Source organism: Desulforhopalus sp. IMCC35007, from assembly GCF_005116575.1.
GTDB lineage: Bacteria > Desulfobacterota > Desulfobulbia > Desulfobulbales > Desulfocapsaceae > Desulforhopalus_A.
Genome location: NZ_SWCN01000001.1, coordinates 311822 through 324908, shown reverse-complemented (window position 1 = coordinate 324908; position 13087 = coordinate 311822). Strand labels below are relative to the sequence as shown.

At 44.3% G+C, this 13087-nt stretch carries 7 protein-coding genes; 6 read left to right on the top strand and 1 reads right to left on the bottom strand.

Annotation, left to right across the window (positions count from 1 at the left end; translation table 11 throughout):
• The first annotated feature begins 523 nt into the window (after positions 1-523).
• On the top strand, positions 524-2572 hold the full coding sequence (locus FCL48_RS01420; protein WP_136870451.1) for a methyl-accepting chemotaxis protein: 2049 nt from the start codon (positions 524-526) through the stop codon (positions 2570-2572).
• Positions 2573-3281: 709 nt separating this feature from the next.
• On the opposite strand, the gene FCL48_RS01415 is transcribed toward FCL48_RS01420, so the two are convergent.
• Positions 3282-6086, bottom strand: coding sequence for a PAS domain S-box protein (locus FCL48_RS01415; protein WP_136870450.1), 2805 nt, complete (start codon positions 6084-6086; stop codon positions 3282-3284).
• Positions 6087-7274: 1188 nt separating this feature from the next.
• On the opposite strand from FCL48_RS01415, the gene ercA reads away from it, so the two are divergent.
• The 5 genes from ercA to metF all read left to right on the top strand — a co-directional run bounded on the left by ercA (position 7275) and on the right by metF (position 13084).
• On the top strand, positions 7275-8429 hold the full coding sequence (gene ercA, locus FCL48_RS01410) for an alcohol dehydrogenase-like regulatory protein ErcA (protein ID WP_136870449.1): 1155 nt from the start codon (positions 7275-7277) through the stop codon (positions 8427-8429).
• On the top strand, positions 8413-10044 hold the full coding sequence (locus tag FCL48_RS01405; protein ID WP_136870448.1) for an ATP-binding protein: 1632 nt from the start codon (positions 8413-8415) through the stop codon (positions 10042-10044). Before ercA ends, FCL48_RS01405 begins: the two co-directional genes overlap by 17 nt.
• Before the next feature lie 13 nt (positions 10045-10057).
• The gene (locus FCL48_RS01400; protein ID WP_136870447.1) at positions 10058-11479 is read left to right on the top strand and encodes a sigma-54 dependent transcriptional regulator; all 1422 of its coding nucleotides are present in this window, start codon (positions 10058-10060) and stop codon (positions 11477-11479) included.
• 270 nt (positions 11480-11749) lie between these two features.
• Positions 11750-12109 carry a hypothetical protein gene (locus FCL48_RS01395; RefSeq protein WP_136870446.1) on the top strand — a complete coding sequence of 120 codons (360 nt, stop codon included), beginning with the start codon at positions 11750-11752 and terminating at the stop codon, positions 12107-12109.
• Between the two features lie 87 nt (positions 12110-12196).
• Positions 12197-13084 (top strand): methylenetetrahydrofolate reductase [NAD(P)H], encoded by an 888-nt coding sequence (gene metF / locus FCL48_RS01390; RefSeq protein WP_136870541.1) that lies wholly within the window; start codon positions 12197-12199, stop codon positions 13082-13084.
• Positions 13085-13087 lie beyond the last annotated feature (3 nt).

Below are 13087 nucleotides of genomic sequence, written 5' to 3'. Positions count from 1 at the left end.
ATGGGTTCGAGGTAAAAATCAAAATCATCTCCAGAAAACCAGCTGCAAATGCAGCACTCTGAATTGTTGATAATTCCAGAATCAACCGAGAAAATGCTCCATTTTTGACCATCTTCGGCGTTGATAGTACTTTCTTAGCAGTGCGGGTAGCGATTCGACAAATCGTGTCGTGTTTCAGTTACTATCTGGCACTCTGCCTGACACTCGATCTGAAGTGACCAGCAATGACAACCTGAAAGAATCTAGGTTTTTGAATTGCTCCATTTTGGGCATGTTTTTATGAAAAAATCGAGATGAAAATGATCAGGAATAAGCTGACACACTACAACAAATATTGTAAAAACTTTTTCCATGATATTCAGCTAATCAAAAAATACATAGAATCATTAAATCATAGTAAAGATCCATAATTTCACTTTCCCGCAAGAATTTATTATGATATCGATAAGCAGCAAAACATTGGACTGAATATCGCCAGCTATTCCCCCCATGCGATCATAAAATATTAACAAGGAAAAACCGAATGAAACGCCTCCTGCAAAATCTTTCTATCAAAAGCAAAATCGCGCTTATTGTCCTGCTCCCCATGTGCGGCTATCTCGTCACCTCCTGCATAAATTTGGCTACCACCTATACTCAGCTCCGCTCGGATAAGAACATCATTACCATGGTTGAGTTCAGCGGACAGATCAGCCTGCTGGTTCACGAGCTGCAAAAGGAACGTGGTGCCTCTTCCGGCTTTCTAGCCAGCAGAGGTCTGAAATTTGGGGATATCCTTAGTACCCAGCACACAGCTACAAACGAAAAGGCGCTCAACTATAAGAAATCCCTTAAGACACTTCAGGAACAACCCGCCGGAGCGGCGTTGTCTGATAAAACCCGTCAGGTTGACACCATCCTTAATACGCTTTCTACAACCCGGCAAAAGATCACCAGCCAACAGATAGAAGCCAAAGAAGCAGTCAGCTATTACACTGCTCTTATCGAAACACTCCTTAATACGATTTCCGCTACCAGTCATCGCAGTAATAACCCTCGCATAACTACTCAACTCTTTGCCTATGTCAATTTTCTACAAAGTAAGGAGCGGGCTGGGATAGAGCGGGCAACTATGAGTGCCGTTTTCAGCAAGGGTTCATTCACCACCGAGACTTATAACCGTTTTCAACAACTATTGGCCGCCCAAGAGAACTATCTCGCCGCTTTTCGTTCCGAAGCAACACCAGACTCTCAGAAAATATATGAAACCACTGTTCAGGGAACTGCTGTGGATGGGGTGGAGCGTATGCGACAAGTAGCTTTGACCGTTGGCCTCGACAGCTCCAAGATCTTTGGCGTTGACCCAGAATTCTGGTTTAAAACCATCACCGACAAGATCAACCTTCTTAAGACCGTAGATGACGAGCTCGCAAAAAATATTATTCAAACTGCCACAGTGCAGGTCAAAGTTATGCAGACAAAACTGACAGTGATACTGGTCAGCTTTGTTGTCATTCTCACAGCCAGTATTATACTCATGCTGAAAACATCCCTGAGCTTGATCAAAGGTTTGAACAAGGCAACCAACGTTGCCCTTGATCTTGCTGAAGGTGAAGGTGATCTGACCAAACGCATGGGATTCACGGCCAAAGATGAGATCGGGGTCCTGGGGCGCGGCATCGACAAACTGCTCAGCACGTTGGGCGGGATGATCAAACAGATCCAGGACAGCGGAGTGACCCTCAACCATTCTGGACAGGAACTGGCAACCCTGGCCGAAAAGATGAGCGGGGCTACTACCAACATCCAGAACAGGTCCAACGGTGTTGCCGCCGCCGCCGAAGAGATGAGCATCAACATGAACAGCGTGGCTGCGGCAGTGGAAGAGGCTGCCGTCAACGTCAGCTCGGTTGCCGAGTCCACTGGTTCTATTGCCGCCGCCGGCAAGGAAATTGCCAATAACACCAAAAATGCCCGAAAAATGACCGGTGAGGCTGTTATCCGAACCCAGAGTTCCTATGAGCTGATCAGCGCCTTGGGGGATGCCGCTCAGGAAATTGGTAGAGTGACCGAAACCATCACCGAGATCTCTGAACAAACCAACCTTTTGGCCTTAAACGCCACTATTGAGGCCGCACGGGCAGGGGAAGCAGGTAAAGGATTTGCGGTAGTGGCCAACGAGATCAAGGAACTGGCCAGACAGACTGCCGGAGCCACTGTAGAAATCAACACTAAAATTCAGGGTATCCAGAACTCAACCGGCAAGACTGTGACCGAAATCCAGGAGATACTTCGAGTCATCAACGAGGTGAACACCATTGTTGACTCCATTGCCTCCGCCGTAGAAAATCAGACAGCCACGACTAATGCTATCGCCGAAAATATCGAACAAGCTTCCGTTGGCATCCAGGAAGTGGCAAATAACGTTTCCCAGGTATCTGAGGTTTCCGGTGAAGTAGCTCAAGATATTGCTGAAGTCAGTCATTCCTCACAAGAACTGAGCAACAATAGCAATATGGTGCGCCAGAGCGCGGAGAATCTTAACAGGTTAACATCGCAGATGCAGGACGTCACAGATCGTTTCAAGGTCTGAGTAACTGCTGGCCGGATTGGATATGAAATATTCAAACGAGCTAGGCGGTTGTGAGGGTCAGGAAAAGTCAGAATCCAAAAAGCTCAATTATAAAACCATTTCTTCTGCGATACTTTTAAATTTATAAGAGAGCCCATTGCTCCTTTCTGGTAGTGATATTGGTATATTGTCAATATTTATACGATTTTCAGAAAACACCCTCACCAGGCGAATCAACTAATTGGTTTGCGTTGGCAGTGCTAATCTTCAACGTAAACTGGGCAATAGTGTTGTTGTTTCGGGCGCGATAACTGAGAATCAGTTACTATCAACCTCGTTGCCTGACGCTTATGTCAAAGTGACCTGCAAATATTTTCTGGATTCTTTTGGATTTTAAAATGCTCCATTTGGGACAATTCCATTAGCATTATCCCGGTGACATTTACAGGTAGAAGTTTATGGTTTCTAGGTTTAAGGACACCTCACCTTCTCATGGATAAGTTCTCATCTGAAATTGCATTTTTGCTGTTAGGATTACGAAACCGACTGATTTTTTTGAGAACAGTATAAAGATAAATTCAGATTACAAATTCAAGGGTTACAACTTCGCTCTGGCAGTATTCCGCTTACTCCGACAAACAATTTCAACCAAAAAACCAGGTTTTTCCAAGATTTTCCTTTGTACTGGTTGAATTTGTTTTCACTCGACCTGTTCCGGCGACCCGGCCAATTACTGCTTTTGCTCATCCAAAATTTTCCTGATCAGCTCGGCAATATCTTTTTGGGTCATCGGCTTAAAGGCAAACCCTTTGATGCCGGCAGCCTTGGCCGTTTCTTCGCTGACCTGGCTGCTGTATCCGGTGCAGAGAATGATCGGCATCCGAGGGTGTATTTGTAGAATACGCCGTGCAAGATCGACACCGGTCATCCCAGGCATGGTCTGATCAGTAATGATCATATCAAAGGCATCCGGTTGATTCTGAAATGTCGTCAAAGCATCCAGGCTGTTTCTTCTGGTGGTCACTTCGTAGCCCAATCGTTTAAGCACGGCTTGACCCAACTCCGCCAACATCTCTTCATCGTCGATGAACAGAATATGTTCCTTACCGTGGGGGGGGAGTTCCGTTGATCCGCTTTCCTCAACTACTTGATCCTCCAGCGCCGGCAGGATGATCCGAAACTCGGAGCCTTCCCCGAGCCGGCTATCGCAGATGATCGATCCTCCTGAACTCTTGACAATGCTATAGACCATGGAAAGACCAAGGCCGGTCCCTTTGCCCACCTCTTTTGTTGTAAAGAAGGGGTCGAAGATCCTTTCCCTGGTCTCAAGAGGAATCCCTTCGCCGGTATCTTTGATTAACAGTTGCACAAAGCTCCCTGGTTGTAGATCCGGTTCCATGGCAAGATCTTCCTGAGAAAGAATTATTTTCTGCAAGGAAATAGTGAGCGTGCCTCCCTTAACCTCCATAGCTTGGAAGGCATTAGTACACAGGTTCATGACAATCTGGTGAAACTGGGTCGGATCGGCCAGAACGCTTCCTGCATCTGGATCGATATCCTGCTCGATGGTAATGGTCATCGGTAAGGAAGAACGCAGCAGGGAAATGGCTTCCTTGACGATCACTGCCGGATGCATAGGCCTTTTCTGGTCTTCAACATGACGGCTGAATGCAAGTATCTGTTTGACCAGGTCCTTGGCCCGATGGCTGGCTTTTAAAACCTGATTGATGCCGTGGATACATGGCGATTCAGGAGCCAGATCATCCCGAACCATTTCCGAATAGCCGATTATTGCTCCAAGAATATTGTTAAAGTCATGGGCAATCCCCCCGGCGAGAGTGCCAATGGCCTCGAGTTTCTGGGCCTGAAGAAGTTGCGACTCCAGGAGTTTTTTTTCGGTGACATCACGTAGAAAGACTACAAATTCTCCTCCATCTTTACCAGACCTGTATTGTATACTTGCTTCAACTTCAAATATACGTCCATCCTTTCGACGGTGACTGGTTGTGAAGCGATCAGAGCCGTTTGTGATGATGCGTTTGATCCTTGCAGCGACGGCTTCGGCTGTTTCCAAAGCCTCTACATCTTGGACAGCCATAGTCAATAACTCTTCACGGCTATAGCCGCTCATGCGGCAATAAGCATCGTTGACTTCAATCAGACGAGCTTGGCTGTCTACTCGCCAGAAACCATCAATAGAAGAATGAAGGATTTGTCGATTTCGTTCCTCGCTTTCACGTAGTTCCTCCTCGGCCCGTTTGCGATCACTGATATTTGTATGAGTACCAACAATTCTTATTGCTTGGCCGCTATCGTTGAAAAAAGCCTCTGCCCGCGAGAGAATATCAACCCTATGGCCATCTTTATGTTTCATTTTAAATTCGACTACAAATCGATCGATTTTCTTCGAAATCAGCTTCTGCTGTAGTTCCCACGATTTTTTCACATCCTCAGGATCAGTAGTATTTTCCCAAACGGAAAAATCATTGGGAAGTTCATGATCCTCATATCCGAGCATTTTTTTCCATGCCGGGGAGTAATAAATCTCGTTGGTTTCAAGGTTCCAGTCGAACAAACCATCTCTAGAAGCCTTCATTGCAAGCAGGAACCTTTCCTCAGCCTCGGCACGTATTTCGATCTGTTGTTTGAGTGCTGCAGTTTTCCTTCTGACCTGAATGCGTAGAACAAAGACAAAAGCTATGGCGATGCAAGATGTAAGGATGAAAAATATGATTATTTGGCGTATCGATGCCGGTGTAACTTTCATGATTGATACGCTTTTGTGGGACCATCTTTCGCGGGCCTGATGATAAGGAGAGTCTTCCACCTTACGCCATTCGGCAAGATACTTGTCAAGGGTTACCAGAACTTGGGTGTTCTTGCCTTTTGCTGCGGTAAAGTATATGTCAAAGGGGTTGAATACTACCCCCGAAGATTGAACTCCGTACTCACGCTGTTTGGCAGCTCCAAAAGTATTGTTAACAACACCTGCATCTACCTCATTGGAGGAAATTGCTTTGAACACTTCTTCAAAATCACCGAGTTCAACATAGGTGCAAGGTATCTCCAACTTTTCCACAAGATTTTTGAAGTTGGCAGCATTAAAATCACCCTTCATGAGAGCAACTTTCTTACCTTTCACTCCTTTAATGCTGTCTATAGATGAACCACCTTTGACATAAAGTTCCGCCCAAACGGTGAGCAGCGGGACTTTGCTGTAATCTAGGAACTGACCACGTTCATTGGTAAATGCAACATTGGTGAGTAGATCAACTTCTCCTGATTTTATACGAGCAAGGCCATCTGACCAATTTCCGTAGACATATTCTATATTCCAGTCTTCGCGTTTTGCGATCTCTTTAAGGAAGTCTACATAAAAGCCTTGCACTGAACCATCTTTGGCCTGAAAAAGTGTCGGATAAAAATTGAAGGCTGCGATACGGATTGTTCGTGATTGTGCAGAGTCGGCTGGTGACAATGAATATATGAGGATATTCACCAGCAACAGGCAGATTACTATGTAAAAACGTTTCATAAAAGTCCCTCAATCGCAACTGAAGTAGGTCGAAAATAATGGATACCAAAACATGTTGTTCAATCCACAGAACCATTTTTATGTACTATGAGACAGGAAAAACTTGAAATACTCATTTAAACAGGATTCTTTGGTATAGATGAGATGATTCAATCCTAGCGTAATGATGTGTCTTCTGGCAACCTGAACCATTCAAGTAAATCTGCAAATTTACACTATTCCTGTGAGTATAGACCTACCTATTTCAATGGAGTTGTACAAAAATGGAGTAACAGCAGACTGTAGCTTACCAAAGAGAAGGTATCGATATTCTCCCTCGTCCTGCACTTGATTTTCTTCCTGTAAGTTCTGGTTCTCGTGATCCCAAATTCCTATCAACTCTTATCGTGCCACCCATCCGAGATGCTTTCAGATAATCCACCGAAACAAATGCTCCATTTCTGACCATCGTCGGCGTTGATACTATTCTCCAGTTTATTACGGTAATTGATGAAGGTACTAGCACTCAGTTACTATCAACCACGTTGCCTGACTCTTATGTCGAAGTGACCTGCAAATATTTTCTGGATTATTTTAGATTTCAAAATGCTCCATTTGTGACAATTTTTTTAACATGATCCCGGTGACATTACAGGAATAAACTCAGGTATTCCCACTCACGCCTGAGGTAAAGAGATTCATGGATAAGGTATAACCTCAGATTACTTTTTTGTTGTTAGGTTTTATGAGGTCTTGTCGCTCTGATTCACAGTAGAAACCTCAAGTTGGCGGGCTGGGATAATATTTAAATCTTCGAAAGGGCAGTATTAACGAGTGTATTATCAATTCAACCGGTGATTTTAACACCCATCTAAACTGTTCTCTAATATTGGCAATAGTTCTTCTGGTGTCACGCCAACCTTTTGGCTCTATGAGGGGACAATCCTCTCTGGATTTGTGTCTTTCTTTTTTTATTACCCCCTCTATAAATATCGAAAACGCCCATAGTTTGATGTTGAGTCTTAGCAAATATGTAGGTTTCATCATTACAATGTAAGATCGGTTTGCCATAAGACGTTCATCACCGGATAAGCAGGTGTTGTTCATGAAATAAATATTCTAATCGAGTAAATTGGTAATAATTTAAGAATTTGAAAATTCTTAAAAGTATGGTCTTGCTCAGCTAGAGTTAGACGGAGGGGATTGAGTATGATTTTACCAATACGAAAATTTGTTTCTCCGGAAATAATTTTTGGAGAAGGAGCCATAGAGCTGTTACCCCAATATGTTTTGAATTTCAATGCCAGTCGGGTTTTTATTGTAACTGATCAAGGTATTATCGATGCAGGTTGGCTTAACAGAGTCACTTCCATGTTCATTGACGTCGGAATTGTTTTTTCAGTATTTTCCAGTCTCCATGAAAACCCTCGTGATACCGAGGTAATGGAAGGTGCCCGACAATATAAAGACTCGGGCTGCGATGTGATTGTCGCTCTTGGCGGCGGCAGTCCTATGGATTGTGCCAAAGCGATTGGAATCGTTTCCACTAACAGACGGCATATTCTTGAGTTTGAAGGTGTCGATAATGTTGACGTCCCGGGCCCGCCTTTAATATGTATTCCTACAACGGCTGGAAGTGCTGCCGACGTTTCCCAGTTTGCAATTATCAACAATCCGGCAGAGCGTATTAAAATTGCAGTGATCAGCAAAAGCATGGTCCCCGATGTAGCCCTTATTGATCCGCTCACAACAATAACTATGGGCCACCATCTGACCGTCAGTACAGGACTCGATGCTCTTGTTCATGCCATCGAGGCCTATGTCTCTATTGCCAGCTCTGCACTGACGGATCTTCATGCTTTTGAGGCCATTCGACTTATACAAAAGTACTTGCCACTGATTCTGGATGACTTATCAAATCATTTCATTCGTGAAAAGATCATGTTGGCCTCTCTACAGGCAGGTCTTGCTTTTTCCAATGCCAGCCTTGGAGCTGTCCACGCCATGGCGCACAGCCTTGGAGGATTCTACGAGTTTTCCCATGGAGAATGTAACGGGCTTTTATTGGAGCATGTCATTGCCTACAACTATGATTCAGCCCCGAAAAGGTATGATCGGATAGGGCAGGTCTTTGGTGCCGCAGTGCAAAAAGGTACGGCTCAGGAGAAATGTGCTGCCACTGCCAAGGCCTTGAGAATGTTCAGGGAGAGTGTCGGAGTAAGCGGTACTCTTGCAAAACAAGGGGTATCCCACGCTGACATCCCTGTTCTCGCCAAGAAAGCCCTCGCCGACCCCTGCATGTTGACCAATCCGAAACGCCCAACCCTTCGAGATATTGAGGATATTTATGAAAAGGCGCTCTGAGGGGAAAATTTCCTGGGAAAATAATGTTAATAAAATAGTTGGGCTCGGTGGCAAGTCTATTCGAAAAAGCTACTTCCCGGAACTGAAAGAAAAAATAGCATCTCTTGATCTTCAGAATGTTTTCTATCAATCTATTCTCAATTCTATTCCAGACAGTGTTGTAATAACCGACTCTTCTGGTATCATCACGCAGGTTAACCCAGCTCTAATCAAAAGATTTGGTTATACTGCAGAAGAGCTTACCGGCAAACATATCTCAATATTGTACGCAGACGAAACGGATCATTTTCATGTCAATCCGGTTTGGACCGAGGCAGTCCTGCATTATAGGTGCAAAGATGGTGCCTTGCTCGTTGGTGAAACGCATGGCAATGATATGCATGATAAAAATGGCGACTTGATTGGGCACCTTGAGGTTATTCGAGATATTACCAAAAAGGTCGAAACCCTTAATCAACAACAAAGACTCGAAGAGCAGCTACGCAAGTCCCAAAAAATGGAAGCAATAGGGTCTCTTGCCGGAGGGGTTGCGCATGATTTCAATAATATACTCAGTGGGATAATTGGTTATGCTGAACTTATTGAAATATTTGAAATTAACGATATGGACGATATTCGTTATAACATCAGGGAGATCCTACAAGCCTCCTACCGTGCGCGTGACTTAGTAAAACAAATTCTCACGTTCAGCAGGCAGGATGATCTTGATTTGCATCCCACATCCATAACAAAAATAGCCCGCGAGGCTCTTCAGCTCATCCGGATTACCTTGCCGCACAATATTACTTTAGAAACAAAGTTTGACACTCCTGCTGATAGCGTTCTTGCGGATTCAACAAAGATTCATCAAGTCATTACCAACCTTTGCACCAATGCCATCCAAGCCATGGCAAAGGTCGGTGGAACGCTCACGCTACAAATAACAGAGGTGGAGTCCGATGAGCTACAGCTTTCATCAAACAATGGGGCGAAAGCAAAAAGAATGCTGGCGCTTGAGATTATTGACACAGGCCCCGGTATCTCACCGGAAGTTATGGACAATATTTTTGAACCATATTTTACAACCAAACAACCAGGAGAAGGAACCGGCTTTGGATTGTCTCTTGTCCATGGCATCGTAAAAAGCCATAATGGCCATATTGACGTTGAAAGTCGATTAGGTCATGGAACATGTTTTCGGATACTGCTCCCGCAAAGCACGGAGCAGCCTCTGGAACAGGATGATAGAGTAAAAGTATCTACTATGGGTGGCCATGGCCATATTCTCCTCGTTGACGACGAGCTTCAACAATTAGATTGTGGAACAAAATTTCTTGAGAGGCTTGGCTTTACAATTACGGCGCAACAATCCAGCATTGAAGCTGTGGCAGCTTTTGAACAATCACCATCTCTCTATGATATTGTCATTACAGATCTGACCATGCCTGAAATGAATGGACTGGAGCTCGCTGCTCGGGTGCGGGCACTTCGCCCGGATATTCCTATAATTCTTTGTACAGGTTTTCTCCACACCCTGAGCCGAGAAAAAATAAAGACAGCAGGAATTACGCAAATAGTTAACAAACCATACAAATTCGAAGAACTTGCTGACGTATTGGAGCAAGTTCAGAATTGAGAAAGAAGACCTAATGGGAAATGTCCTTATCATCGATGATCATCTGACAACCTGTACCATGTTGCAGCAGATGATAGAGAGAATTCATCACCATGCCGAATATTGCCATGAACTCGTTGATGGCCTGAACAAAGTTCGCACAGGTCATTTTGATGTTGTTTTTCTCGATGTGAATATGCCTGATGGCAATGGCCTTGATACCTTAAAACAAATTAAGGAGATGAGTGATCCTCCCGAGGTAATAATTATCACTGGGGTAGGAACTAAAAGTGGTGCTGAATTAGCTGTAAAAAATGGTGCCTGGGATTACATACAGAAGCCTCTCTCTCCCAAGGAAATACTTCTCCCTATAAAAAGAGTTCTGGAGTACCGAGAGAACTACCGAAAAGCCCCCAAGTCTCTCTCGATACTTAAACGCCATGAATTAATCGGCAACAGTCCTCAGTTAAGTCAATGCCTCGAGCAACTCGCGCGTGCTGCGGAAAATGAAAGCAATGTCCTTTTCACTGGAGAAACAGGCACAGGGAAAGAGGTGTTTGCCAGGGCTTTGCATGCCAACAGTTGCCGGTCAGGAAACAGGTTGGTGACAGTTGATTGCTCCACCTTGCCGGATAATCTTATCGCCGACACCTTGTTTGGTCACGAAAAAGGAGCTTTTACCGGTGCTGACAGAAGAACAACAGGTCTGATCAAACTCGCCGACGGCGGAAGTTTGTTCCTTGACGAGATTGGTGATCTTGACCCGAATCTGCAGAAAACTCTTTTACGCGTTCTCCAAGAAAAAAAATTCATGCCCGTTGGATCGATCAACGAGGTGTTCAGTGATTTCCGTTTAATCGCCGCAACCCACAAAGATCTCAAAAAGATGGTAAAAGATGGTCAGTTCCGTGAGGATCTCTACTTCAGGCTGCATTCCCAAGTCATTATGTTACCACCTCTCAGGGAGAGAATTGAAGATATTGAAATATTGATGATGCACTACATGAGAAAACTGGCGGAAAAGTACAACAAAGAATCAAAAGGTTTTTCACCCGACTATCTGGACACACTCAAGGCATATAACTGGCCAGGAAATATTAGAGAATTCATGCATGCTATTGAGGATTCATTCCATGCCGCAGGAAGTGAATCAATACTGTTTGCAAAACATCTTGCGGAAAACATCCGTATTCAAGCCATTCGTAAATCCATAGATACAGTCGAACCTCAGATATCTGAGATTCAAGAGAAGGTTCAGCCGTCCTCCACAACCACCCTGCCGACATTGCGTCATTATCGTGATGCGGCTCTAGATGAAGTTGAAAAGTCTTATCTTCTTCAGTTAATGGCGATAACCCACGGAAAGATAAAGGAAGCATGTTCCATCGCTGACATAGGCAGAACACGTCTTTACAACCTATTGAAAAAACACAATATATCCAGAAAAAACAATTAAATTCCCCCGATTCCCTCAAAGAAACATTCACCATACGTTCACTATAAACGGACAGTGTCCACTTACAGTGAACGGCTTTGTTCGGTAACAGTGAACATTCCTTTGCTCTCCACCTTTGCAAGCCTTTAATGAAAAAATAGTTTATATAATTACAGCAACTTAGGCAAAAAACAACTTTTGGGCACAATTATTGGATGTTTATAGCGAAAGGTACACTACCAGAGTGGTACGCATTCGTTTATATGGACGTATTTTATAACGGCAAAAGCAATGATTCTTTATTTCAAAAAAAACAGTAAGCATGGTCCAAAACTTCAAGCTACCGTTGCAGAAGTCTACGCCAGGGAAATGACAGCCACATGTCACACTTTAAAAGATGCTTTATTCTCAACAGCAAGACCAATGTCTTTTTGTGACATTATTGTGTTGCTGGTAGAAGACCAACTGGAACTTGCCAATTTGTCAGAGTATGGCTCACAACTGATAGAAAATAATCTCATCCTCATCCTGCCCAATAAAGAAACTGACAACCTGGCAGCTGGATGTGCGTATCGGCCTAAATACATGGCTGACATGAATGGCGACTTCAAAGATGTACAAAATGTAATAAAAAAAATGACGGATCTATAACAATATAATGTAAACAATTTTGCGGCAGGCGATTTGAGACGAGAGTTTCGCCCCCCGCAGGAAACTTTTTCTACAAGGAGAACCGCAGTGCATATTTCAAAAATATTTGAGCAAAATCCAATTGCCTTTAGCTATGAGCTCTTTCCACCCAAAAGTAAAGAGTCAGCTGACCAGCTCTTCGCCACAATCAGCGATCTTTCGCCTCTGGAGTTGGGGTATGTGAGTGTTACCTATGGTGCCGGTGGTTCAACCCGTGATTTGACCCATGAGCTAATATTGCGTATTCAAAAGGAGACCGATTTGACTGTAGTTTCTCATTTAACCTGCGTTGGCTCGACTCGGGATGAAATTCAGTCAATTCTAGATACCTATGTAGCCAGTGGAGTTGAGAATATTCTCGCCTTGCGCGGCGATCCTCCTAAAGGACAGGGTCCTTTCGAGCCTGTTGACGGTGGTTTCAAATATGCGTTCGAGATGGTGGAATTTATCCGTAAGCATTATCCGCAAATGGGGATCGGCGTGGCGGGATTCCCGGAAGGACATCCTGAAACGCCTAATCGACTGCAAGAGATAGATTACCTGAAGGCGAAGGTTGATGCCGGCGCTGACTATATCTGCACCCAACTCTTTTTTGATAACAACGAATTTTATGATTTCTGTGAACGCTGCGAACTGGCCGGTATTCGGGTACCTATCGTGGCGGGCATTGCTCCAATTACCTCAGTGAAGCTCATGCAGCGGATGGCCGAAGTTTCCGCAGGTACTCGTTTTCCGGCGCGTCTCATCAAATCCATGTATCGTGCAGAAAATGAAGAGTATCAGGCCAAAGTAGGAACCCACTGGGCCACCGAGCAGGTACGTGACCTCATAGATCATAATACCAGAGGGGTGCATCTGTATACCCTCAACAGATCAAATGCGACTCGTCAGATATACGATTCATTGGGCGTGACCACGACTCGTGGTTTGGTTTGATTC

What these genes read in the sequence shown, in the direction of transcription:
- FCL48_RS01420 (WP_136870451.1), top strand. Translation starts at nt 524, where the DNA reads ATGAAACGCCTCCTGCAAAATCTTTCTATCAAAAGCAAAATCGCGCTT.
- FCL48_RS01415 (WP_136870450.1), bottom strand. Translation starts at nt 6,086, where the DNA reads ATGAAACGTTTTTACATAGTAATCTGCCTGTTGCTGGTGAATATCCTC.
- ercA (WP_136870449.1), top strand. Translation starts at nt 7,275, where the DNA reads ATGATTTTACCAATACGAAAATTTGTTTCTCCGGAAATAATTTTTGGA.
- FCL48_RS01405 (WP_136870448.1), top strand. Translation starts at nt 8,413, where the DNA reads ATGAAAAGGCGCTCTGAGGGGAAAATTTCCTGGGAAAATAATGTTAAT.
- FCL48_RS01400 (WP_136870447.1), top strand. Translation starts at nt 10,058, where the DNA reads ATGGGAAATGTCCTTATCATCGATGATCATCTGACAACCTGTACCATG.
- FCL48_RS01395 (WP_136870446.1), top strand. Translation starts at nt 11,750, where the DNA reads ATGATTCTTTATTTCAAAAAAAACAGTAAGCATGGTCCAAAACTTCAA.